This window comes from Streptomyces sp. B3I8, assembly GCF_030816915.1.
Lineage (GTDB): Bacteria > Actinomycetota > Actinomycetes > Streptomycetales > Streptomycetaceae > Streptomyces.
Genome location: NZ_JAUSYN010000002.1, coordinates 5,128,369 through 5,151,805, shown reverse-complemented (window position 1 = coordinate 5,151,805; position 23,437 = coordinate 5,128,369). Strand labels below are relative to the sequence as shown.

At 72.2% G+C, this 23,437-nt stretch carries 24 protein-coding genes; 2 read left to right on the top strand and 22 right to left on the bottom strand.

Going from position 1 to position 23,437, the window contains the following annotated elements:
- Positions 1–43: 43 nt before the first annotated feature.
- Positions 44–967 carry a 30S ribosomal protein S2 gene (rpsB, locus tag QFZ64_RS25155; protein WP_307069386.1) on the bottom strand — a complete coding sequence of 308 codons (924 nt, stop codon included), beginning with the start codon at positions 965–967 and terminating at the stop codon, positions 44–46.
- Positions 968–1,613: 646 nt separating this feature from the next.
- Here rpsB and QFZ64_RS25150 point away from each other — a divergent pair.
- Complete coding sequence (locus tag QFZ64_RS25150) at positions 1,614–2,051, top strand: murein hydrolase activator EnvC (protein WP_373430660.1); 438 nt, start codon at positions 1,614–1,616, stop codon at positions 2,049–2,051.
- 97 nt (positions 2,052–2,148) lie between these two features.
- Here the strand turns inward: QFZ64_RS25150 and QFZ64_RS25145 are convergent, their stop codons facing one another.
- From QFZ64_RS25145 to QFZ64_RS25065, 17 genes are all read right to left on the bottom strand, one after another.
- Positions 2,149–2,706, bottom strand: coding sequence for a TetR/AcrR family transcriptional regulator (locus tag QFZ64_RS25145; RefSeq protein WP_307071856.1), 558 nt, complete (start codon positions 2,704–2,706; stop codon positions 2,149–2,151).
- A gap of 109 nt (positions 2,707–2,815) precedes the next feature.
- The gene (whiG, locus tag QFZ64_RS25140) at positions 2,816–3,655 is read right to left on the bottom strand and encodes an RNA polymerase sigma factor WhiG (RefSeq protein ID WP_307069381.1); all 840 of its coding nucleotides are present in this window, start codon (positions 3,653–3,655) and stop codon (positions 2,816–2,818) included.
- A gap of 302 nt (positions 3,656–3,957) precedes the next feature.
- On the bottom strand, positions 3,958–5,208 hold the full coding sequence (dprA, locus tag QFZ64_RS25135) for a DNA-processing protein DprA (protein WP_307069379.1): 1,251 nt from the start codon (positions 5,206–5,208) through the stop codon (positions 3,958–3,960).
- On the bottom strand, positions 5,205–6,830 hold the full coding sequence (locus QFZ64_RS25130; protein WP_307069377.1) for a YifB family Mg chelatase-like AAA ATPase: 1,626 nt from the start codon (positions 6,828–6,830) through the stop codon (positions 5,205–5,207). Before QFZ64_RS25130 ends, dprA begins: the two co-directional genes overlap by 4 nt.
- Entirely contained in the window at positions 6,830–7,216 is a 387-nt protein-coding gene (locus tag QFZ64_RS25125) for a YraN family protein (RefSeq protein WP_307071855.1), read from the bottom strand. Before QFZ64_RS25125 ends, QFZ64_RS25130 begins: the two co-directional genes overlap by 1 nt.
- Positions 7,217–7,484: 268 nt before the next feature.
- Positions 7,485–7,793, bottom strand: a complete 309-nt coding sequence (locus tag QFZ64_RS25120; RefSeq protein ID WP_006139554.1) for a DUF2469 domain-containing protein — start codon at positions 7,791–7,793, stop codon at positions 7,485–7,487.
- A 55-nt stretch (positions 7,794–7,848) separates the two neighbouring features.
- Positions 7,849–8,355 carry an NUDIX hydrolase gene (locus QFZ64_RS25115; protein WP_307069363.1) on the bottom strand — a complete coding sequence of 169 codons (507 nt, stop codon included), beginning with the start codon at positions 8,353–8,355 and terminating at the stop codon, positions 7,849–7,851.
- A 4-nt stretch (positions 8,356–8,359) separates the two neighbouring features.
- On the bottom strand, positions 8,360–9,103 hold the full coding sequence (gene lepB / locus QFZ64_RS25110) for a signal peptidase I (RefSeq protein WP_307069361.1): 744 nt from the start codon (positions 9,101–9,103) through the stop codon (positions 8,360–8,362).
- Positions 9,104–9,182: 79 nt separating this feature from the next.
- The gene (lepB, locus tag QFZ64_RS25105; RefSeq protein ID WP_307069360.1) at positions 9,183–10,229 is read right to left on the bottom strand and encodes a signal peptidase I; all 1,047 of its coding nucleotides are present in this window, start codon (positions 10,227–10,229) and stop codon (positions 9,183–9,185) included.
- Positions 10,114–11,232 carry a signal peptidase I gene (lepB, locus tag QFZ64_RS25100; RefSeq protein WP_307069358.1) on the bottom strand — a complete coding sequence of 373 codons (1,119 nt, stop codon included), beginning with the start codon at positions 11,230–11,232 and terminating at the stop codon, positions 10,114–10,116. Before lepB (QFZ64_RS25100) ends, lepB (QFZ64_RS25105) begins: the two co-directional genes overlap by 116 nt.
- Positions 11,225–11,941, bottom strand: coding sequence for a signal peptidase I (gene lepB / locus QFZ64_RS25095; protein WP_307069357.1), 717 nt, complete (start codon positions 11,939–11,941; stop codon positions 11,225–11,227). Before lepB (QFZ64_RS25095) ends, lepB (QFZ64_RS25100) begins: the two co-directional genes overlap by 8 nt.
- Positions 11,942–12,037: 96 nt before the next feature.
- Entirely contained in the window at positions 12,038–12,388 is a 351-nt protein-coding gene (gene rplS / locus QFZ64_RS25090) for a 50S ribosomal protein L19 (RefSeq protein WP_006139561.1), read from the bottom strand.
- A gap of 137 nt (positions 12,389–12,525) precedes the next feature.
- The gene (trmD, locus tag QFZ64_RS25085) at positions 12,526–13,359 is read right to left on the bottom strand and encodes a tRNA (guanosine(37)-N1)-methyltransferase TrmD (RefSeq protein ID WP_307071854.1); all 834 of its coding nucleotides are present in this window, start codon (positions 13,357–13,359) and stop codon (positions 12,526–12,528) included.
- Complete coding sequence (rimM, locus tag QFZ64_RS25080) at positions 13,359–13,979, bottom strand: ribosome maturation factor RimM (protein ID WP_307069354.1); 621 nt, start codon at positions 13,977–13,979, stop codon at positions 13,359–13,361. Before rimM ends, trmD begins: the two co-directional genes overlap by 1 nt.
- Positions 13,980–14,139: 160 nt before the next feature.
- The gene (locus QFZ64_RS25075) at positions 14,140–14,379 is read right to left on the bottom strand and encodes an RNA-binding protein (protein WP_003973401.1); all 240 of its coding nucleotides are present in this window, start codon (positions 14,377–14,379) and stop codon (positions 14,140–14,142) included.
- A gap of 5 nt (positions 14,380–14,384) precedes the next feature.
- Complete coding sequence (gene rpsP, locus QFZ64_RS25070; RefSeq protein ID WP_307069352.1) at positions 14,385–14,813, bottom strand: 30S ribosomal protein S16; 429 nt, start codon at positions 14,811–14,813, stop codon at positions 14,385–14,387.
- A 356-nt stretch (positions 14,814–15,169) separates the two neighbouring features.
- A complete protein-coding gene (locus tag QFZ64_RS25065; RefSeq protein ID WP_307069350.1) occupies positions 15,170–15,772 on the bottom strand; it encodes a hypothetical protein in 603 nt (200 codons plus the stop codon).
- A 631-nt stretch (positions 15,773–16,403) separates the two neighbouring features.
- On the opposite strand from QFZ64_RS25065, the gene QFZ64_RS25060 reads away from it, so the two are divergent.
- Positions 16,404–17,327 (top strand): SAM-dependent methyltransferase, encoded by a 924-nt coding sequence (locus QFZ64_RS25060; protein ID WP_307069348.1) that lies wholly within the window; start codon positions 16,404–16,406, stop codon positions 17,325–17,327.
- 58 nt (positions 17,328–17,385) lie between these two features.
- On the opposite strand, the gene ffh is transcribed toward QFZ64_RS25060, so the two are convergent.
- The 4 genes from ffh to QFZ64_RS25040 form a co-directional block, all read right to left on the bottom strand.
- Complete coding sequence (gene ffh / locus QFZ64_RS25055; RefSeq protein ID WP_307069346.1) at positions 17,386–18,951, bottom strand: signal recognition particle protein; 1,566 nt, start codon at positions 18,949–18,951, stop codon at positions 17,386–17,388.
- Positions 18,952–19,054: 103 nt separating this feature from the next.
- Complete coding sequence (locus tag QFZ64_RS25050) at positions 19,055–21,526, bottom strand: [protein-PII] uridylyltransferase (protein WP_307069344.1); 2,472 nt, start codon at positions 21,524–21,526, stop codon at positions 19,055–19,057.
- Positions 21,527–21,717: 191 nt separating this feature from the next.
- On the bottom strand, positions 21,718–22,056 hold the full coding sequence (locus QFZ64_RS25045) for a P-II family nitrogen regulator (RefSeq protein ID WP_307069342.1): 339 nt from the start codon (positions 22,054–22,056) through the stop codon (positions 21,718–21,720).
- Positions 22,053–23,399 carry an ammonium transporter gene (locus QFZ64_RS25040; RefSeq protein WP_307069340.1) on the bottom strand — a complete coding sequence of 449 codons (1,347 nt, stop codon included), beginning with the start codon at positions 23,397–23,399 and terminating at the stop codon, positions 22,053–22,055. Before QFZ64_RS25040 ends, QFZ64_RS25045 begins: the two co-directional genes overlap by 4 nt.
- Positions 23,400–23,437: the final 38 nt, after the last annotated feature.

Here is a 23,437-nt window from a genome sequence, read left to right as displayed (position 1 = left end):
GGACGCGCACCGGGCGAGTGCCGGGCGCGTCCGGGTCGCCGCGTCAGGCCTGCTCGGCCTCGGCGGCCGGAGCCTCGGTGGCGGGGGCCTCGGCGGCAGGGGCCTCCTCGGCGGGCTTCTCCGTCTCGGCGGCCGGGGCCTCGGCGGGCTTCTCGTCCTCGGCGGCCGGAGCGGCGGCCTCGGACTCCGCCTTCTTCTCGCCACCCTCGAGCAGGTCGCGCTCCCACTCGGCGAGCGGCTCTCCCGCGGCCTTCTCGCCCTTGTTCTCGGCGGCGCCGGACCGGGAGATGAGACCCTCGGCGACGGCGTCCGCGATCACGCGGGTGAGCAGGGTGACGGAGCGGATCGCGTCGTCGTTGCCCGGGATCTTGTAGTCGACCTCGTCGGGGTCGCAGTTGGTGTCCAGGATGGCGACGACCGGGATGTTGAGCTTCCGGGCCTCACCGACCGCGATGTGCTCCTTCTTGGTGTCCACGATCCAGACGGCGCTGGGCACCTTCTGCATCTCGCGGATACCGCCGAGGGTCTTCTCCAGCTTCGCCTTCTCGCGGGAGAGGACCAGGAGCTCCTTCTTGGTGAGGCCGGAGGCGGCCACGTCCTCGAAGTCGATCTGCTCCAGCTCCTTGAGGCGCTGCAGCCGCTTGTAGACGGTCGAGAAGTTGGTGAGCATGCCGCCCAGCCAGCGCTGGTTCACGTAGGGCATGCCGACGCGGGTGGCCTGCTCCGCGATGGCCTCCTGCGCTTGCTTCTTCGTACCGACGAACATGACCGTGCCGCCGTGGGCGACGGTCTCCTTGACGAACTCGTAGGCGCGGTCGATGTACGACAGCGACTGGAGCAGGTCGATGATGTAGATGCCGTTGCGCTCCGTGAAGATGAACCGCTTCATCTTCGGGTTCCAGCGACGGGTCTGGTGACCGAAGTGGACGCCGCTCTCCAGCAGCTCCCGCATCGTGACGACGGCCATGGCCGCACTCCTCGAATTTCTCGGTTGTGCCGCGGATGCCGGACAGCACCCGCGCCTGACGCCCGCGGTGCGCCCTGCCGCGAAGGACCGAGGGGCGCTGACACGGACCGTTGCCGGATCGCGTGCTGGGGCGTGCGAAGTCGACCCGGTGGCCCGGGTCGCCACCTGAAGTGTACGGGACCCGCGGAGCGCCGGGTGACGCCGCTGTGCACAACCCGGGTGACGCCAGTTGTCCACGCCCGGGTGACGGCGGTGTCCACAACCGGTGAGTTGTCCACAGGCTCCAGCAGGAATCCGCGCGCCCCGCCAGGCTTGTCCCATGCGAACGAAGCACGACACGGGGGCCGGGGCAGGGGCTGAGCCAAGGGCAGGGGCAGGGGCCGATACGGGGACCGCCCCGAGGTCCGGTGCGCGGACGAGACGGCGGACGGGCACGCGCCGGACGGCGCTGTGGGCGGGACTGCTGCTGGCGACCATGGCAGCGGCGGTGCCCGCGGGGGCTTGGGCGGGGGGTGTGGGGAGGGGTGGGGGCGGGGTGGGGGGTAGGGGGGAGGGGGCCCCACCCCCCACGTCCGCGTCACCGCCGGTCACGCCCGGCGCCCCTGCTCCTGTCCCTGCCCCTCCCCCCGTCCCCGCCCTCGCCCGTATGTGGCCGGTCGGGGTGCGGCCGGCCGTGTTGCGCGGCTGGGAGCCGCCGGCGTCCGCCTACGGGCCGGGGCACCGGGGGGTTGATCTGGCGGCGGCGCCGGGCTCCCCGGTGCGGACGGTCGCGGCGGGGCGGGTGTCCTTCGCGGGGACGGTCGGCGGGCTCGGGGTCGTGTCGGTGGAACTGGCGGGGACCGGCGCCCTGCCGCTGCGCACCACCTTCCAGTCCGTGCGCGCGTCCGTGCACAAGGGCGACGAGGTCGCGCCGGGTGACGTGGTGGGCTTCCTGTCGGAGCCGGGCCCACGGCACTGCGCCAGGGGCTGTCTGCACTGGGGTCTGCGCCGGGGCGAGACCTATCTGGACCCGCTCTCCCTGATGCCGCCCTGGCTGCTGCGCCGAGGGCCGTCCCGGCTGCTGCCGGTGCCCGACGCGCCGTGAACGGCGACCGTCCGCACGGCATCCGCCGGGCGGCGTCGGGGCGCGGCGGGCGTCGGTCCCGGCGGGGCCGGGTCCCGCGGCGGGCGTCGGTCCGGGCTCAGCCCCGGACACCGCGCAGGGCGAGGGCGACCGCGGCGTCGGCGATCGTCTCGGGGTCCTCGACCGCGCCGAACTCGACCCGGCGCACGGCCGCGTCGACGATGCCCTGGAGCAGCATGGCCGCCATGCGGGGCTGCGCGTGTCCGAGGGCGGAGAGGGCCTCGACGACCATGGTCACGAGTCCGCCGTGGGCGGCGCGGATCTTCTCCCGGGCGCCGGCGTCGAGTTCGCTGGCGGAGATGGCGACGACGGCGCGGTGCCGCCGGTCGCCGACGAGCGCGAGTTGCCGGCGTACGTATGCCTCGACCTTGCTCTCGGGGGTGCCGGCGCGTTCCATCGCGGCCTGGACGTCGGCCGCCCAGACGGGGAAGTCGGCCTCGCACAGTTCCTCGACGACGGCGGCCCGTGAGCGGAAGTACTCGTAGACGGAGGAACGGGCCAGTCCGGTGCGCTGGGCGAGGGCGGGGAAGGTCAGTGCCTCCGTTCCGCCTTCGGAGAGCAGGGAGCGTGCCGCGTCCAGCAGGGCGGCTCGCTGCATCGACCGGTGCTCGGCCACGGAGGCCGCTCGAATCCTTGGCACGTACCCACTGTACGGAGGGACGACGGCGGGCGGCAGCCGCCCGGCTCACACTCGCGGGCGGTGCCGTCGGGGCGGGCCGGCCGGGTCACCGGCCGAAACCGGCCAGTTTGGCCCTGAGTTGCAGGACTGATTTGGTGTGGATCTGGCTGACGCGGCTCTCGGTGACACCGAGCACGTTGCCGATCTCGGCGAGGGTGAGTCCTTCGAAGTAGTACAGCGTGACGACGGTCTTCTCGCGTTCAGGGAGGGCGTTGATGGCCCGGGCGAGGAAGCGGCGCAGTTCGCGGTCCTCGACCACCTCGACCGGGTTGTCCGCGGTGGTGTCCTCCAGGGTGTCCATCAGGCTGAGGCCGCCGCCCTCGCCGCCGATGTGCAGGATTTCCTCGAGGGCGACGACGTTGGCCAGGGAGAGCTGGCTGAAGACGGCGTGGAGGTCGTCCACCCGGATGCCGAGTTCGGCGGCGACCTCGCTCTCGGTGGGGGTGCGTCTGAGCCGGGCCTCCAGCGTGGTGTAGGCCCGTTCGACGTTGCGCGCCTTCTGCCGTACGGAGCGGGGGATCCAGTCGAGTGCGCGCAGTTCGTCGATCATGGCGCCGCGGATGCGGGTGATGGCGTAGGTCTCGAACTTGATCTCGCGGCCGATGTCGTACTTCTCGATGGCGTCGATCAGGCCGAACACCCCGGAGGAGACGAAGTCGGCCTGTTCGACGTTGGGCGGCAGGCCGACGCTGACCCTGCCTGCCACGTATTTCACGAGCGGTGAGTAGTGCAGGATCAGTTGTTCCCGCAGCCGCCCGTCCCCCGTCTCCTTGTACGTCCGCCACAACTCGTCGAGTGTCGAGGGAGCGGGCGGGCGCACGGTGCCGCCGTCACGGGCGGCTGGGGGGATGGCCGCCCGGTCGGACCCGGAGGTGTGCTGGGGCATTCGTCGCCTTGTGCCGTTCTGCCGTGGACCGTGCGGCCTGGGCGCCGCCGGTCACGTGCCGGGGTGTTCTGTCGTTGTCGCCGAGTGCTGTCTCGTGGTGCTCCGTCAATGCCGGATCCTTGTGAGCGTAGCGTGACTGGACCGTCGCAGTGCGCGAAGGGCAGTGGATCACCCCTGCGCGAAGGTGTCGCGCCGAACGCGACGCGTGTCCCCTTCGTTCACGGACCGTGACGTTCGAAGGTGTGGGGTGACGCGAAGTGCCGAGGTCGTCGGGGGTCCTGCGGACGGCCGGACACTCTCGGTCAGACCGGGTGGGGTCGGGGGCGGCCGGATGTCATGGCCTGGTGTGTCAACTTCCAGACGTTGCCGTGTCTTTCGACGAAACCAAGTGAACGGAGTTCGTACAGTTTCCCGACCGCGTCGTCGGGTGTCGTGCGTGCCTCTCGGGCGATGTCGTCGGCGGTGGCGGTGGAGCGGGCGGGCAGCGCGGCCAGGATCTGGGCGGTTTCCGGGTCGAGCAGGTCACGTGGGAGGACGGGGCCGTGTCTCTCGGGGGCGAGTTCCCCCATGTCGCCGACGAGTTCGACGATGTCGGCGGCGTCGGAGACGAGGACGGCGTCCCGGCGCAGCAGTTCGTGCGCTCCGGCGGAGAGTGCGCTGGTGGCGGGGCCGGGGACGCCCATGGTGTGGCGGCCGAGCCGGGCGGCGGCGCGGGCCGTGACGAGGGCGCCGCTGCGGTGGGCGGCCTCGACGACGACGGTTCCCCGGGTGAGTGCGGCGATGACGCGGTTGCGCAGGATGAATCTGCTGGGAGTGGGGTGCTCGCCGGGTGGCAGTTCGCCGATGACGAGTCCTTGTCGCGCGATTCGGGTGAGCAGTGCGGTGTGTCCGCGTGGGTAGGGCCGGTCGACGCCGCAGGCGAGGACGGCGACGGTGGCGCCGCCCGCGGCTAGGGCGCCGCGGTGGGCGGCGCCGTCGACTCCGTAGGCGCCGCCGGAGATGACGACCCAGCCGCGTTCGGCGAGTTGGGCGGCGAGGGTGGTGGCCATGTGGGCGCCGTACTCGGTGCAGGCGCGTGCTCCGACGACGGCGACGGAGCGCAGGGCCCACATACGGAGGCTGGGGGTGCCGCGGACCCAGAGTCCGACGGGCCGTGCGTCCGCGAGGTCGTCTAGTTGTGCGGGCCATTCGAGGTCGCCGGGGCGGACGAAGCGCACGCCGGCGTCGCGGGCCGTGGCCAGGTCGTCCTCGGGTGTGGCCCGGCGTGCGCGGGCGAGCAGTCCGGCCCACCGCTTGTCGGAGGCGCCCGGCAGTGGTGCGCCACCCAGTTCGAGGTGTGCGGCGACGTGGGCGGCGCCTCGTTCGCGGAGCCAGCGGCCGGCCGTCTCGTCGCCGGGTTCGACGACGCGGCTGAGGAGGACCCGGGCGAGCAGATCCGGGTCGGTGGTGTCTCCGTTCCCGGGCCGGGGGTCCGGCGGGGCGTCGCCGGCGGCTTCCCGGCTGATGTCCGGGCTGGTGTTCCGGCTCTCCGGGGCGGGCGGTGGTGTGCTCATGCGCCGGCTCCGATGGTCATCGGGACGCCGCGTGGGACGCCGGTGCGCAGTTGGAGGGCGAGGCTGACGTCGGTGACGCCGGGGCGGTCGTGGCCGGTGAGATCGGCGACGGTCCAGGCGACGCGCAGGACGCGGTCGATGCCGCGTGCGGTGAGCGTGCCGCGTTCGAGTTGGTGCTCGGCTTCTTCCATGGCGCCGGGTACCGCGTGCCACCTGCTGCGCAGTTCACGGCCGGGGATCTCGCTGTTGGTGCTCCAGGGGGTGCCGGTGAGGCGGGCGGCCGCGCGTTCGCGGGCGGCGTGCACGCGGCCGGCGACGGTGGCCGTGGCCTCGCCGCGGGCGTCGAGGTCGGTGAGCTGGGAGCGGCTGACGGGGTCGACCTCGACGCGCAGATCGACGCGGTCCAGGAGTGGTCCGGAGAGCCGGGCCTGATAACGGCGGATCACGGAGGGTGGGCATTCGCACTGGGTGTCGCGCGGGGAGAAGCGGCCGCAGGGGCAGGGGTTGGCGGCGAGGACCATCAGGAACTTGGCCGGGAACCGTACGACGCCGGCGCTGCGGGCGATGACCACGTGCCCCGATTCGAGGGGCTGGCGCAGTGCGTCGAGTGCGTGGCCGCTGAACTCCGGGGCCTCGTCAAGAAAGAGGACTCCTCGATGGGCGAGGGAGACGGCGCCGGGGCGGGCGATGTTCTGGCCGCCGCCGACGAGGGCCTGCATGGTGGCGGAGTGGTGGGGTGCGCAGTAGGGGGCGGTGTCGACGAGGGGTTTACCGGCGGGCAGGAGACCCGCGACCGAGTGGACGGCGGTGACTTCGAGTGATTCCTGGCGGGTGAGCGGGGGCAGGACGGCCGGCAGCCGTTCGGCGAGCATGGTCTTGCCGGCACCGGGCGGTCCTTCGAGGAACAGGTGGTGTCCGCCGGCGGCGGCGACCTCGACGGCGGTGCGGGCCGCGTGCTGGCCGATGACGTCGGCGAGGTCGTGGCCGTTGTCCTGGGCGGCGGCGCCGGTGGTGTGCATGCCGGTGGCGGCTCCGGCGCCGGGCAGGCGGAGTCCGGCAAGGAGCGGGTCGGGCCGGCCGGCGGTGTCGGGGTCCTCGTCGGGTACGGGTTCGTCGGCGAGGACGGCGATGAGCTGCCGGAGGCTGCGGACGCCGAGGACGGAGACGCCGGGCACCAGGGAGGCTTCGGCTGCCGCGCTCTCGGGGACGACGACCTGTTCGTACCCGGCGTCGGCGGCGGCGAGGACCGCGGGCAGGACGCCGCGGACGGGGCGGACGCGGCCGTCGAGGCCGAGTTCGCCGATCATGACGATGTCGGCGAGGACGCGGGGGTCGATCCGTTCGCAGGCGCCGAGGACGGCTGCGGCGACGGCGAGGTCGAAGCCGCTGCCGCTCTTGGGTACGGAGGCGGGGCTGAGACCGACGGTGAGTTTTTTCTGCGGCCAGGCGGAGCCGGAGTTGACGACGGCCGCCCGGACCCGGTCCTTGCTCTCGGTGAGGCTCTTGTCCGGCAGGCCGACGAGGGTGAAGGCGGCGACTCCGGGTTCCAGGTCGGCCTGGACCTCCACGACGACGCCCTCGACGCCGACGAGTGCCACCGAGCACGTGCGGGCGAATCCCATCACGCCACCCCCCGTACGTGTTCCACGACGGGTGCGCCGCGCCGCGGGAGGACGACGCCCACCAGGTCGACGCGGACGCCGCCGGGTGGTGCTCCGCCGTGCTCCTGCACCCAGCGTTGCGCGAGGTCGCGCAGGCGTTCGGCCTTGGCCGGGGTGATCGCGGCCATGGGGTGTTCGAAGGGGCCGGCCCTGCGGGTCTTGACCTCGCAGATCACGAGTGCGTCGCCGTCGCGGGCGACGATGTCGATCTCGCCGGTCCTGCCGCAGCGCCAGTTGCGCCGCAGGACGGTCATGCCGGCTTCCGTCAGCCGGCGGGCCGCGAGCGCCTCCCCGTACCGTCCGAGCGCGCTGCGGGCCGTGCGGGCGCCGAGCGCCTCACGGGGCATCCCGCAGGGCGTCGAGCGGGGCGTTGGGCGTCGCGTCGTTCCGCTCCGGTCACCGTCCCCTGTGGTCGTGCCGTCGTTCTCATACGTCTCTTCGTACGTGTCTGCCATGTCGGCACCTCCTCGGCGCCAACACTGCGGGCAGAACGGCAATAAAGTGGATCTTGGTGGACAACCGGCCGATTGTGGATATCTCCGCCACCCGCAGGGGTTAAGCGCGGCTCACGCGTTGACGTGAGCCGCGCAGCCCGGCCGCTCCAGCCCAGCGCGCTCAGCTCCCCGGCAGTTCGAGGTCACTCTTGTTCAGCTCCTCGATGTTCACGTCCTTGAACGTGAGTACGCGCACCTGCTTGACGAAGCGGGCGGGCCGGTACATGTCCCACACCCACGCGTCCGCCATCGTCACCTCGAAAAACACCTCACCCTGGACGGAGTGCACCTGCATCTCGTAGTCGTTGGTGAGGTAGAAACGCCGCTCGGTCTCGATCACATATTTGAACAGACCGACGACATCGCGGTACTCCCGGTAGAGCTTCAGCTCCATCTCGGTCTCGTACTTCTCGAGGTCCTCGGCGCTCATGGCATGTTCCCCTTCAGCCGTGCGTCCCCCTATTGTGCGCCAGCCCCGCGTGCCCCTAGACGATTTCGGTGTCGAGGGTCTCGGGTTCGGCCGGGGGGCCGTCGTCGAGCAGCCTGCGCAGCAGCCCGGCGAGTCTGGTCGGATACACCGTCTCACGGGTGACGGCCAGTTCCCGGCACGTCCACCACCGTGCACCGAAGACGCTGCGCCGCTCCAGCTCCGTGAGGGCCGTCGGCCCCGTCTCGGTGCGCCGGGTGCGGGCCAGGTAGTACCACTCGTCCTGGTCCCAGCGGTGTCCGGCGAAGGGGAAGGAGCAGCGGCGCCGCCACAGCACCGGGCCGAGCTCGACCTCGGTGATGCCGGTCTCCTCGGCGAGTTCCCGCAGGGCGGCCTCCTCGCGGGTCTCCTCGCCCTCCAGTCCGCCGCCGGGGGTGAACCACCAGTCGTCGGCGGGGTCGTCGGGTTCGTGCCCGTGCAGGAGGAGGATGCGGTCCTGCGGGTCGAGCAGCACCACACGGGCCACCTTGCGCGGCTCCCCCGCGGCCGCCGGCTCAGTGGACACCGGCTCAGTGGACACCGGCCGGCTCCCTGCGGGACGCCGGGCGCCTGCGTCCCAGGAGCTTGGCGAGGGGCCCGTACGCCGCTCCGCCCAGGATCAGCACCACTCCGGCCACGATCGCGGCGAGGACGAGCCGGAGCGGTCCGGGCGAGGAGAGCGGCCCGAGGGCCTCGAACCCGGTCGGGCGGATCAGCATGCCGTCCATCGGCCACGCGACGGCGTCCACGCGGGAGTCCACCGCGCTGCGCGGCACCGTGCCGCTTCCGGCCTCGGTGAGGTGGGCGGTGGAGTCGAGGGAGCCGCTGCGCTCGTCACCGAGGAGGAACAACCGGTCCTCGGGGACGGTGAGCGTGGGGATCTTCTTGGACTCGGCGGACTGTCCCGCGGGCAGGTAGGGCTCGTCGATCTGTTTGCCGTTGACGGTCAGCTTGCCGTGGGTGCAGCAGCCGACGGTGTCGCCGCCGACCGCCACGACCCGCTTGACCAGGGGGGCGTTGCCCCAGCTCTTCTGCCGGAAGACCACGACGTCACCGCGTCGGATGTCGTCGCCGTCGACGCGCTGGGCGAGCACCCGGTCGCCGGCGTGGATGGTGGGCGTCATGGACGAGGTCGGCACCGTGTACGGCTTGTACGCGACGGCGCCCCAGGCGAAACCGCCGAGGAAGAGCACACAGCCGAGGGCCACGGCGATGTTCGACAGCACGCTGCCGAGCCGCCCGCGGTCCCCGCCCGTACGACCTGTCCCGCTCATCCCAGTGCTCCCCCACGTCGGAGATGTGTCCCCCGGCGTCCGGAGGGGACGCGGGGGATCGGAGTGACGGGACGGCACCCTACCCGGCGGTACCGCCGCCGGAAACCCGGGTCTTTCCGCCGGTAACACGCTCGGACCGGCGGCGCCTGCGCCACAGGACCAGCGGGGCGACGCCCACGAGAGCCAGCGCGTCCGGCGCCGCGGCGGCGCTCAGGTTCTGGTCGAAGTCGTCGGGAACGGGCAGCGTGTCCCAGCGGGTGGGGGGCCAGGCGATGACGATGGCACGGCCCACGACGTTGCCGACGGGCACGAAGCCGCCGTTCTTGTCGGAGCGGTGGTAGCGGGAGTCCAGCGAGTTCTGCCGGTGGTCACCCATGACCCAGATTTTGCCCTCGGGTACCGTGACCTTGAACTTCCCGCCCTCCTCGTCGACGCTGCAGGGGGTGTTCCCGGCGTACACGTACGACGTCTCGTCGAGGGGCTTGCCGTTGACCTTCATCGGGCCGGTGCCGTTGCACTCGATGGTGTCGCCGGCGACGCCGATGACCCGCTTGATGAGGTCCTTCTCGTTGGCCGACGGCATCAGGCCGATCCAGCCGAGGACCCGCTGCACCGGGTTCGGGGTGGGCGCGGGTTCACCCGCGAGCCAGTTGGCCGGGTCGTGGAAGACGACGACCTCGCCCCGCTCGGGCTCCGAGCCGAACCATGGCGTGAGCTTGTCGACAAGGACCCGGTCGCCGATCTGGAGGGTGTTCTCCATCGAGGCGGAGGGGATCGAGAATGCCTGCACCAGGAAGGTCTTGATGAGCAGCGCGAGCACCAGCGCGATGCCGACCAGGAGCGGGAGTTCCTTCCAGAAGGAACGCTGTTTCTTCTGGTTCTTCGGGTCGGCCGGCCGCGAGCCGCCGCTCTTCGCGGTGGGGGGGCCGCCGTCCCCCGAGCCGCCGCCCGAACCGTTCCTGGGCTCGTTCGCCGCTTCGGCGGGGCCGCTCTGTTCGCCGTCCCCGGGGTCACTCCCGGGATACGCGGTGTCTTTCATTGCCGGGGACGCCGTTCCGTCGGATCGCTCGGGTTGGTCTTCCGGACCATCCTGTCCGGACCGTGCGCCGACCGCCAAATCCCCCACATCCACTCCTCACCTCGTGCCGCCGCCCACGCCGTCGTCGGCGCAGGCCCACCACTCCCATAACGAGCGGGAGTTCCGCAGGGCTCGGGAGAGGGATCATTCCGTTTCGATCCGCGGACGCCACCCTATGCGACGCGGCGGACACCGAGGCGGTCCCGCTCGGTACCGACGCATAGGTGTGCGGTTCGCGCAGGCGCGTCATGTGCCCGAACGGCCAGACGATGCCGACCGCACGGCCGACGACCGATTTCTCGGAGACCGTGCCGCCGTACTTCTCCGAGCGGTGGTAGCGGGAGTCGGCCGAGTTGCCGCGGTGGTCGCCCATCACCCAGAGCCGGCCCTGCGGGACGGTCAGGGAGAAGGTCAGTTCCGAGGGTTTGTCCCCCGGATGGATGTACGGCTCGTCCAGCGGCATGCCGTTCACCGTCACGCGGCCGTCGCTGTCGCAGCACTTGACGGTGTCGCCGCCGACCGCGACGACCCGTTTGATGAGGTCCCGGTCGTTGTCCGAGGGCAGCAGGCCGATGGCGACGAGGCCCTGCTTGACCTGCTTGACGACGATGGGGTCGTCCTTCTTGGTGGTCTTCTCGCCCGCGAGCCAGTTCCCCGGGTCGCGGAACACCACCACGTCGCCGCGCTGGGGCTCGGAGCCGAACCAGGGCGTGAGCTTGTCGACGGCGACCCGGTCGCCGATCTGGATCGTGTTCTCCATGGAACCCGAAGGGATCACGAACGCCTGTACGAGGAAGGTCTTGAGGACCAGCGCGATCAGGACGGCGACACCGACGAGGAGCGGTATCTCCCGCACCGCGCTGCGTCGTCGTTTGCGCTTGACCTTGCGCTGCAGTTTCCGCCGCTCGGCGCGGCTGCGCCCGGTGGGCCCGCCGGACCCCGCGGACCCGCCGCCGGTCGGCGCGCCGGCCCGGCGCAGCCCGGTGGGCAGCAGGTTCTCGGCGGCGGTCCCACTGGGACCCGTTCCGCGCGGTCGGCCCCGGTTACCCATGGGCACCGTCCGCGGCCGGCACCCGCGCGTAGGCGTCGGGCCGTTCCAGGTGTGTCCAGTGCCCCGCGGGCCACACGATCCAGTCGGCCCGCCCGATCACGTCGCCGACCGGGACCATGCCGCCGCCCGGAGCGCCCAGGCGGTCCCGGGAGTCGCTGGAGTCCGCACGGTGGTCGCCGAGGACGAAAAGCCTGTCCGGGGGCACGACGACGTCGAAGGGGACGTCGGACGGACTGTCACCGGGATGCAGAAACGACGACTCGTCGACCGGCCGGCCGTTCACCTCGAGCCTCCCCTCCCTGCCGCAGCAGACCACGTGGTCGCCGGCCACCGCGGCGACGCGTTTGACGTAGTCCCCGTCTCCGAAGTTTCCCGCTCCGTCGAACACGACGACATCGCCGCGGCGCGGCGGTGCACCGAAACGGTACGCCAACTTATTTACGAGAACGCGGTCCCCGATCCTCAATCCGTTCTCCATGGAACCGCTGGGAATTTCGAACGGCTGGGCGACGAAGGTGCTGAAGAGGAGGAGGGCCGACAGGCAGATCAGCGCGCCGAGGGTGAGGCGTCCGCCCGGGAGCCACCGCGCGGCCCGGTCGACGTACGAGAAACGCGACCGCTCCTCCGGCCTCTCCGTGTCCGAGGGCTGCTCGGAGTCGGGAAGGCGGGAGGAACGGTCGCGTTCTCCGCGCTGTGTTTCGGTGTCCATCGCGGGTCAGATGCTATCCGGCCCGCGATGTGGACCATGTCAGTGTGCTCGGCGGCACACTCGCCGACGCGCCGTCCGGCGCGGCCGACAGCGCGCTCAGTTGTCGCGCTTCTCCTTGATCTTCGCGGCCTTGCCGCGCAGCTCACGGAGGTAGTACAGCTTGGCGCGGCGCACGTCACCGCGGGTGACGAGCTCGATCTTCTCGACGATCGGGGTGTGCACCGGGAAGGTGCGCTCGACGCCGACGGAGAAGGAGACCTTGCGGACCGTGAAGGTCTCGCGGACGCCGGAGCCCTGACGGCGGATGACGACGCCCTTGAACTGCTGCACACGGGAGCGGTTGCCCTCGATGACGCGCACGTGGACGTTGACGGTGTCGCCCGGGCGGAAGTTCGGGACGTCGCTGCGCAGCGACGCGGCGTCGACGGTGTCGAGCAGGTGGGACATGTCGGTCTGCTTTCTTCGCTGATGCCACAGGTCATCAACGGGAACGAGGGCTGAGGAGGATGGTTGCCGTCGGGGTCGGGACGGGCGTCGTCTCCCCCTGTGGCAGGGGCGCGCGCCGGACTCCGGACAACAGCGGCCTATTCTTCCACGTCGGGCGGCCTGCGCCAAAATCGGCCGTGGGGCTCCCCCTCGGGATCGGGGGCCCAGCCGAGGATGGACAGCATCTCGCGGTCCTTCTTGTCGAAGGCGGCGGGCGGGCAGCGTTCGATGAGGTCGGGGCGGTGTGCGCTGGTGCGTCTGAGAGCCTCGTCGCGGCGCCAGCGGGCGATCTTCCCGTGGTGGCCGCTGAGCAGCACCTCGGGGATGCCGTGGCCGCGCCAGTGGGGCGGCTTGGTGTAGACGGGGCCTTCCAGGAGGCACGCCATGGCGCCGGGGGCGAAGGAGTCGTCGCGGTGGGACTCGGCGTTGCCGAGGACGCCGGGCAGCAGCCGGGCGACTGCCTCGGTGATCACCAGGACGGCCGCCTCGCCGCCGGCCAGGACGTAGTCGCCGATGGACACCTCGTAGACGGGCATCCGCCGCGCGTACTCGTCGGTGACCCGGCGGTCGATGCCCTCGTAGCGCGCGGGCGTGAAGATCAGCCAGGGGCGTTCCGACAGCTCGGCGGCGAGTTCCTGGGTGAAGGGCCGGCCGCTGGGCGTGGGGACGACGAGGACGGGTCCGTGGGCTCCGTCGTCGTAGCCGTCGGCGAGGACGGTGTCCAGGGCGTCGCCCCACGGTTCGGTCTTCATGACCATGCCGGGGCCGCCGCCGTAGGGGGTGTCGTCGACGGTGTTGTGGCGGTCGTACGTCCAGGCGCGCAGGTCGTGGACGTGCACGTCGAGCCGTCCGTGCGTGCGGGCCTTGCCGACGAGGGAGACGTCGAGGGGGTCGAGGTACTCGGGGAAGATCGTGACGACGTCGAGCCGCATCACGCCCGCGCTCCCGGGGCCTTGCCGGGGGCGTCGTCGTCCTGGCCGGACGCCGTGCCCTCCTGGTGGTCGGCGGTGTCGGCATCCTCGCGGGCGGAGGCGATCTCCGCGCGGTCGTCGATCAGGCCGGGCGGCGGGTCGATGACGGCCCTCTGCTCCGCCAGGTCGACGTCGGTGACGATCTCCTCGACGAACGGGATCATCACCTCGGTGCCGTCCGGGCGCTCCACGACGAACAGGTCCTGCGAGGGCAGGTGGGCGACCTCGGTGATCCGGCCGACCTCCGTGCCGTCCTCCGTGACGACGTCGAGGTCGATGAGCTGGTGGTCGTAGTACTCGTCCTCGCCCTCGGGCACCTCGTCGGGGTCGACGTCGGCGATCAGGACCGTGTTGCGCAGGGCCTCGGCGGCGGTGCGGTCGCGTACGCCCTCGAAGCGCAGGAGCAGCCGGCCGCTGTGCACGCGGCCGGTCTCGATGGTGAGCGGGCCCGCGGAGGCCGGGTCGGTGGCGAGTACGGCGCCGGGGCCGAGCCGCAGTTCCGGCTCGTCGGTACGGACCTCGACGGTGACCTCGCCCTTGATGCCGTGGGCGCGGCCGATCCGTGCGACTACCAGCTGCACTGTGGAAGATCTCCTGTCGGGAACGTCTGGGACGCATGTCCGGGAGGTGCGGAGACGTCCCGGGCGCGGGGTGGGGTCGTGTGAGGTGGGGGCGGGGAAACGACTGCGGGCCGGGGAGGCCCAGTGGCCCTCCCCGGCCCGAGCCGGTTGCGATGACGCGTCAGCGGACGTGGTCCACGTCGACGAGGTCGACGCGGACACCGCGGCCGCCGATGGCACCCACGACGGTGCGCAGTGCGCGTGCGGTGCGGCCGTTGCGGCCGATCACCTTGCCGAGGTCGTCGGGGTGGACCCGGACCTCGAGCACACGACCGCGGCGCAGGTTGCGCGAGGCCACCTGCACATCGTCAGGGTTGTCGACGATGCCCTTCACGAGGTGCTCGAGCGCCTCTTCGAGCATGCTGCTCAGGCCTCGGTCGACTCGGTCGAAGCGGACTCGGCAGCGGCCTCGTCCTTCTTCTCGGCCTTCTTCTTCGGGGTGATCGCCTCACCCTTGCCCTCGTCGTCGCCGCCGAGGGACTCGAACACCGGACGTGCGCTCTTCTCCTGCGGCTGCAGGAGCGGCGCGGGGGCGGGCTCGCCCTTGTACTTCTGCCAGTCGCCGGTCTTCTTCAGGATGGCGAGCACGGGCTCGGTCGGCTGAGCGCCGACGGAGAGCCAGTACGCGACACGGTCGGCGTCGACCTCGATGCGCGAGGGGTTCTGCACCGGGTGGTACAGACCGATCTCCTCGATGGCCCGGCCGTCACGGCGGGTACGGGAGTCGGCGACGACGATGCGGTAGTGAGGCGAACGGATCTTGCCCAGACGCTTCAGCTTGATCTTGACTGCCACGGGAGTGGGTTCTCCTGAATTTGACGTGATGGGGCACGGCGAGGAAGCCGCGTGGGGTTGCGGTACCCGAGTGCCCGATGGACGCGTCAGCCGGAGGAGAGAGGGGTCCTGTGCGACTGTCGAGTACAGCTAGCCATTGTGCCACACGACGCACGAGGTCTCGGCCCTCGGGGGAAGCCGCCCGTTTTCGGGCAGCCCGCTGCGGCACCCGGCGCGGGCCGCCGTCAAGCGGCCCGGCGCGGGGTGCGGCCGGGACCTGCCCTCCCCGAGCGGGCCCCGGGGTACGAGCCCTGGGCGGGCGTGCGCGGCGGTCGGCGGCGGGCCGGCCCTCCGGCATCCACGAGATGCCGGAAGGGTCAGCCCACGCCCACTCCCGCGCCCACGACCTCGGGGATGCGGAACGGCTTTCCGCACCCGCCGCACATGATCGGCGCCTGGGCCAGGACCGACGGGACGACGCGGACGTTGCGCCCGCAGTCGCACACGGCCTTGACGCGGACGCCGCCGCCGGAGGAGCCGTGGCGGGCGGCGGGGCCGCGGAACGAGCGGGCCGTGTCGGCGGCCGTGGCCGCCGAGTGGGCCTTCAGCGCGCGGTGCAGCCGCTCGATCGTCGGTCGGTACCTCCGCTTGGCCTCGGGGTTGAGCGTGACCAGCGAGAAGCCGCTGCTGGGGTGCGGCTCCTCGGGGTGGTCGAGGCCCAACTCCTCGGCGATCGCGAGGAATCGGCGGTTGTGGTAGCGGCCTGCGCGTGAGGTGTCACGGATGCCACGGGCGGCGGCGATGCCGTGGACCGCCTCGTGCAGCAGTCGCTCGAAGGAGAGTTCGTGTCCGCAGGCGGACGACGACTCTCCGATCAGGGATTCGGGTGCGGCAAGGTCGGGCAGCTCGGGGTGGTGCCGTTGAATGTCGGCCCACGCCTGCGCCAGCTCTGCGGCGAGAACAGTTGGTGTCGTGCTCACGTAATGACAACGAGCCGGAGTGCTCCCGTGTTCCTATTCCGGGGCATCCCAAATAATTTGCACGTACCCGTCAGTTGCGGTTGATGCGTCGCGACGAGGGCGGGTGCGTCGATGTGCGGAGAAGTCTCACAGCTCGTACCAAGCTGGTGCGTAGCCACCCGTACGGACGGACGCCCGGCCGGAGAGCCGGGACCACGAGGCGGCTCCTGTCGGGCCGGTGCGCGCGGGGCTCGGGAACCCCGGCCGCCCAGACGTTACCGGGTGCCCGACGCCCTCACGGCACCGGCCCCCCGCTCCCCCGTTCCCCCCACCTCCCTCATGACACCCGGCCCCGTCCTCCGAGCACCACCCCCGGCTGCCGCCTTGCGCGCCGTCGTGGCAGAGGCGCACGGAAGGCGCACGGAAGACGCGCGGGGAGGTGCACAGGGCGCGGGCGGGGAGTGGCGCCGACGGCGTACTCCGTCGCGCGTGCGCCCCCCTGAGTAACCGGGGAGTGACAAAGAGTGTGCCGCCAGCACTGGACGCCACGACGAGTGCGGAGTTACCTGGCATACGGGGGAGAGCGAGCGCACGTCACGGGGGCCACGGAATCGGGCACAGGGCAACTCTGGGCTGATTGGGGCGCTTTTTGATGACACCGACGCTCGTGCGACAGCAGCCGTCACACGCCGTTTCCCCGCACCGCACGGCGCCGCCCGCACGCGCGCGGGACTGGGTCGAGATACAGGAGCGGATGCTGGTGCCGCTCTACGAGGCGGTGTACGAGCGACTCGGCGTGGGCACCGGCACCCGACTGCTCGGGCTCGGCTGCGGTTCCGGGCTCGCGCTGCTGCTGGCGGCTTCGCGCGGCGCGGCGGTGACCGGAGTGGACACCGGGCGCGCCGAGCTGCTGGCGCTCGCGCGAGAACGGCTGCTGCCGGGCGGCGCGCGGGACCCGCATCCGGGGGCGCCGGCGCGGGAGCCCGGACCGGGGTGCGCGCGACTCGTGGACGGGACGCCGGGTGACGCGGCCGCGGCGTCCGGGCGCCCCGGGTACGACGTCGTGACCGTGTTCGACCCGTTGGGCCCTTCGGCCGACGGCGCGGACGGGCCGGCCGGGAGGCTGGAGGAGGCGGTGCCTCTCACGGAGCACGGCGGCGCGGTGGTGCTCGCCGGGTGGGGCCCGGCGGAGCGGTGCGCGACGGTGTCCGTGCTGCGGATGGCCGCGAAGTCGGCGGATCCGGTGCGCGGCGGGGGCGCCGACACGGGCGTCGCCGACCCGCCGGGAACGGAGGGCCGGTGGCCGGCCGGCCGGGACGAGCTGGAGGAGGCCGCGCGGCGGGCGGGGCTGCGCCCGGACGGGTCGGGGCGGGTCGCCTGCCCGTTCGGATACGCGGACATCGGGAGCGCGGTACGCGGGCTGCTGTCCACCGGAGCGTTCGACCCGGCCCTCGCGGTGACGGACGAGGAGCAGGTGAAGAAGGAACTGACGGAGGCGCTGCACCCGCACGTGCGGCAGGACGGCACGGTGTGGATGCCGAACGTCTTCCGCTATCTGGTCGCCCGGAGGGGGTGAGCGGGCCCGGGGGCCGGTCGGCTCATGACGACGCCGTCCGGCCCGTGGGCCCGTCCGCTCAGCCCATGAACTTCTTGAACTCGTCCGGCAGCTCGAAGTCCTGACCGGCGCCCTGCTGCGGCAGCCCGAACGCGTTGCCGTCCTGGCCGCCCTGCGCGGCGGCGGCGGCGCGGCGGGCCGCGGCCTCCTGCTCCTGCTGCTTGCGCTTCATCGGGTTGCCCGAGCGCTGCTTGCCCTTGGACTTCTTCTGCTGCTTCTTCTGCCGGCCGGGGCCGCCGCCCATGCCGGGCATCCCCGGCATGCCGGGCATTCCGCCACCCTGCGCCATGCGCGACATCATCTTCCGCGCCTCGAAGAACCGTTCGACCAGGTTCTTCACGGCGCTGACCTCGACGCCGGAGCCGCGCGCGATACGGGCGCGGCGCGAGCCGTTGATGATCGTCGGTTCCTGGCGCTCGGCCGGGGTCATCGATTTGATGATGGCCGCCGTGCGGTCGACGTCCCGCTCGTCGATGTTGTTGATCTGGTCCTTGATCTGCCCCATGCCCGGCAGCATGCCGAGCAGCTTGGAGATCGAGCCCATCTTCCTGACCTGCTCCATCTGGGCCAGGAAGTCGTCGAGCGTGAAGTCCTGGCCCTTCTTGGAAGCCAGCTTGGAGGCCATCTTCTCGGCCTCGGCCTGGCTGAAGGTCTTCTCCGCCTGCTCGATCAGGGTGAGCAGGTCACCCATGTCGAGGATGCGGGAGGCCATCCGGTCCGGGTGGAAGGCGTCGAACTCGTCGAGCTTCTCGCCGTTCGACGCGAACATGATCGGCTTGCCGGTCACCGAGGCGATCGACAGGGCCGCGCCGCCGCGGGCGTCACCGTCGAGCTTGGAGAGGACGACGCCGTCGAAGCCGACGCCGTCGCGGAAGGCCTCCGCGGTGTTGACGGCGTCCTGGCCGATCATCGCGTCGACGACGAAGAGGATCTCGTCGGGGCTGACGGCGTCGCGGATGTCCGCGGCCTGCCGCATCAGTTCCTGGTCGATGCCGAGGCGGCCGGCGGTGTCCACGATCACGATGTCGTGGACCTTGGTCTTCGCGAACTCGATGGAGTCCTCGGCGACCTTGACCGGGTCGCCGACGCCGTTGCCCGGCTCGGGCGCGTAGACCGCGACGCCGGCGCGCTCGGCGACGACGCTGAGCTGGTTGACGGCGTTGGGGCGCTGCAGGTCGCACGCGACGAGCAGCGGGGAGTGGCCCTGCTCCTTGAGCCAGCGGCCGAGCTTGCCGGCGAGGGTGGTCTTGCCTGCACCCTGCAGGCCCGCGAGCATCAGCACGGTGGGCGGCTGCTTGGCGAACCGCAGGCGGCGGGTCTCTCCGCCCAGGATGGTGACGAGTTCCTCGTTGACGATCTTGAGGACCTGCTGGGCGGGGTTCAGCGCGCGGGAGACCTCGGAGCCGAGGGCCCGCTCCTTGACGTTCTTGATGAACGTGCGGACGACCGGCAGGGCCACGTCCGCTTCCAGGAGCGCGATGCGGATCTCGCGGGCCGTGGCGTCGATGTCCGCTTCGGACAGCCTGCCCTTGCCCCTGAGGGATTTGAAAGTGGCTGAGAGGCGGTCGGAGAGAGTATCGAACACGGCGGCGTAGGTCCTCGCGTCGGCAGCGGTCTGGGTCGCCCTCCAGGGTATCCGGCCCGGCGAGCAAATCGCCCCTGCCCGCTGCGGGGAGCGGACAGGGGGGTCAGGCCCGCAGCGCGGACTCCAGGTCCCGGGCCACGGCCAATGCCTTGTCGTCCGGCAACGGCACCCCGTCCCCCTGCGTCACGTAGAAGGCGTCCAGGGCGTTCGCGCCCAGCGTGCTGACATGCGCGCTCCGCACCCGCGCCCCCGCCGCCTCCAACGCCCGTCCGATGCGGAACAGCAGCCCCGGTGCGTCCTGGGCGCGGACCTCGATCACGGTGGCCAGCCGGGAGGCGGCCGGAGCGACGGTGACGCGGGGCGGGGGCGGTTCCACACCCCGGCGCCGCGGGTACGCGGCGTCGCGTTCGGCGAGGCGGGAGGCGATGTCGAAGGTGCCGTCCAGGGCCCGTACGAGGTCGGCGCGCAGCCGGGCGCCCTGGGGCAGGGAGCCGTACTCGGCGGCCACCCGCCAGTCGAGCAGCAGTACGGATCCGGCTGCCTCGACGCCCTCGGGCGGGTCGAGGGCACGCAGTTCCGCGGTGCGGACGGTCAGCCGGTGCAGGGCGAGGACGCCGGCGACGGCGGGCAGGACGCCGGTCTGCTCGGGTACGGCGATCAGCAGTTCGACGCCGAGCGGCTCGGGCAGGTCGTGGGCGGGGTCGTCGTGGGCCAGTGTTTCGGCCCGGGCGTGCAGGGCGAGGACCGGGCCGCCGGTGCGCAGGGCCTCGACGGCGAGGCGTTCCTGTTCGGCGGTGGGTGCGCCGGTGTCGGGTTCGGCGGGGGTGTCCCCGGCGAGCCGGGCGGCGACGCGGGCGACCAGGTCGGCGACGAGGGAGCCGCGCCAGGCGGACCAGGCGGCGGGGCCGGTGGCGAGGGCGTCGGCCTCGGTGAGGGCGTGCAGCAGTTCGAGGGTGCCCTGGGAGCCGACGGCGTCGGCGACCGACCGGACGGTGGCGGGGTCGTCCAGGTCGCGCCGGGTGGCGGTGTCCACGAGGAGCAGGTGGTGGCGGACGAGGGTGGCGAGAACGGCGGTGTCCGTGCGGTCGAAGCCGATGCGGGTGGCGACGTCGCGGGCGATGGTCTCGCCGGCGACGCTGTGGTCGCCGGGCCAGCCCTTGCCGATGTCGTGCAGGAGGGCGGCGACCAGGAGGAGGTCGGGGCGGTGGACGCGGCGGGTGAGCGCGGAGGCGCGGACTGCGGTCTCGATCAGGTGCCGGTCGACGGTCCACAGGTGGACGGCGTTGCGCTGCGGGCGGCAGCGGACGCGCTCCCAGTCGGGCAGCAGCCGGGTGATCAGCTCCTCGGCCTCCAGCGCCTCCCAGACGTCGACGGTGGGGCGGCCGGCGCCGAGCAGGGTGACGAGCTGTTCGCGGGCCTCGGCGGGCCAGGGCGTGGGCAGGGGTCGCGTGGTGGCGGCGAGGCGTCGTACGGCGTGCGGGGAGAGCGGGAGTCCGGCCTGTGCGGCGGCGGCCGCAGCGCGCAGGGGGAGTACGGGGTCGCGTTCGGGGCGTGCGGTGCGGGCGAGCACCGCTTCGCCGTCCTGCTCGACGACGCCCTCGGCGAGCGGGGAGCGTTCGGCGGGCTGTTTTCCGCCGCTCAGCATGGCGCGCAGGCGTGGGCGTACGGCGCGGGAGCGCAGTACGCGCCCCACTTCGCGCCAGGTGACGTCGGCGGCGTAGGCGATGACGCGTGCCGCCTCGTAGACCTGGCGCAGCAGGGCGTCGGCGTCCAGCAGGCCGAGGGCGGCGGCGACCTGGTCCTGTTCCTGGAGGGCGAGGCGGTCGGTGGCGCGGCCGGTGGTGAGGTGGAGGGCGTCGCGGACGTCGAGGAGGCGGCGGCGGGCGTCGTCGAGTCCCTCGCGCGGGGCGTCGGCGAGCCAGGAGGCGGCGACGGCGCGCAGGGCGGTGGCGTCGCGCAGTCCACCGCGGGCCTCCTTGAGGTCGGGTTCGAGGAGGTAGCGCAGTTCGCCCTGGCGGGTGGCGCGTGCGGCGCACAGTTCCTGGAGCTCGGGGAGGCGTTTGGGGGCCTGGTTGCGCCAGTCGGCGAGGACGGTGGTGCGGGTGGCGGTGGTGAGGCCGAGGTCGCCGGCGAGGTGGCGGGCGTCGAGGAGGCCGAGCTGGGCCTTGAGGTCGTCGGCGGCGGTCCTGCGGGCCTCGGCGGGAGTGCGGACTGAGTGGTCGAGGGCGAGGCCGAGGTCCCAGACGGGGTACCAGAGGCGGTCGGCGAGGGCGGCGACGCGGTGGGGGTCGGTGCCGTCGTGGAGGAGGACGAGGTCGAGGTCGCTGCGGGGGGAGAGTTCACCGCGGCCGTAGCCGCCGACGGCGACCAGGGAGATGCCGCGGAGGCCGGCCGGTTCGCCACCGGTGCCGGTGGCGGCGGTGGTGAAGAGGCCGGCGAGCCAGTCGTCGGTGAGGCGGGAGAGGGCGGCGCGGCGCGGGGGGCCGGAGTGGGCGTCCTCGGTGAGGAGGCGCAGCCGGGCGGCCGCGTAGCCGGCCGGGTCGTCCGGGGGGTGGCTCGCGTGGGGGTGGTGCACGGACGGCTCCTTTGTGCGGAGGGGTGAGGGGACCTGGACCCTGACGGGGCGCGCTCCGGCGCGACGGCGAGCCGGAGCCAGGGGCGCGGGGAACCGCGCGCACCACCCCCACCGGCCCGCGGCCGACAGCGCCCCGAAGACACCGGCCGCTCAGGTGCCCCGCGCCCCTGCCGGGCGCGGGGCACCGGGCGTCACAGCGCGTCCGGACCGCGCTCCCCGGTGCGGACGCGTACGGCCGTGTCGACGGGGAGGGACCAGACCTTGCCGTCGCCGATCTTGCCGGTGCGGGCGGCCTTGACGACGACGTCGATCACCTGTTCGGCGTCTGAGTCCTCGACGAGAACCTCGATGCGGATCTTGGGAACGAGGTCGACCGTGTACTCGGCGCCGCGGTAGACCTCGGTGTGGCCGCGCTGGCGTCCGTACCCGCTGGCTTCGGTGACGGTCAGGCCGTGGACGCCGAAGGCCTGCAGCGCTTCCTTGATCTCGTCGAGCCGGTGCGGCTTGACGACGGCGGTGATGAGCTTCATGCGTCCACCTTCTTGGACGGGGCGGAGGCCGCGGCGAGCGTGGTCGGTGTCGTCGAGCCGATCGTGCCGCCGCCGGCGCCGGTGTGGTCGTACGCGGTCTCGGCGTGTTCGGCCTGGTCGATGCCGGACATCTCGTCGTCCTCGGGGACCCGCATGCCGAGCGTCCTGTCGATCAGGAAGGCGAGGATCGCGGAGGCGACCAGCGAGTAGGCGAGGACGGCGAAGACACCGGCGCACTGCTTCCAGAACTGGTCGAGGCCGCCCCCGTAGAACAGGCCCTTGACGTCGGACTGGCCGCCGCCGCTGGCGAAGAGGCCGACGAGCAGGGAGCCGGCGATGCCGCCGACCATGTGGACGCCGACGACGTCGAGGGAGTCGTCGTAGCCGAAGCGGTACTTCAGGCCGACGGCCATGGCGCACAGCACGCCGGCGATGGCGCCGACGGCGATCGCGCCGAGCGGGGAGACCGCGCCGCCGGAGGGCGTGATGGCGACCAGGCCGGCGACGGCGCCGGAGGCGGCGCCCAGCGTGGTGAACGCGCCGTGGCGGATCTTCTCGTAGGCGAGCCAGGCGAGCATCGCGGCGGCGGTGGCGACCTGGGTGTTGACGAACATCAGCGGGCCGACGCCGTCGTCGTTGCCGAGCCAGGACCCGGCGTTGAAGCCGAACCAGCCGAACCACAGGAGTCCGGCACCGAGCATGACGAGCGGCAGGCTGTGCGGGCGCATCGGGTCCCGCTTGAAGCCGACGCGCTTGCCGATGACGAGGATCACGCCGAGCGCCGCCGCACCGGCGTTGATGTGGACGGCGGTGCCGCCGGCGAAGTCGATGACGCCGAGGTCGAAGGCCCAGCCGCCGGTGCCCCAGACCCAGTGGGCGACCGGGAAGTACACGATCGTGACCCACAGGGTGAGGAAGAGCGCCCAGGCGCTGAACTTGACGCGGTCCGCGAGGGCGCCGCTGATCAGGGCGGGTGTGATGATCGCGAACATGAGCTGGAAGACGGCGAAGACGTAGACCGGGATGGTGTAACCGCTCCACAGTTCCATCTTGCCGATGCCGGTGAATCCGACGAAGTCGGAGGACCAGCCGATGACGGAGCCCTTGTCGGTGCCGAAGGCGAGGGAGAAGCCGTAGAGCACCCAGAGGATGGTGACGATGCCCAGACTGATGAAGCTCATCATCAGCATGTTCAGGGTGCTCTTGACGCGGACCATGCCTCCGTAGAAGAAGGCCAGGCCTGGGGTCATGAGCATCACCAGGGCGGAACAGATGAGCATGAAGCCTGTGTTGGCGGACGAAAACTGCGGTGCGTCCGCCGCAAGCGTGATGGCTGGTGCCATCGGCGTCTCCTCGTCGTGTGATGCGGCCCCGTACGGCC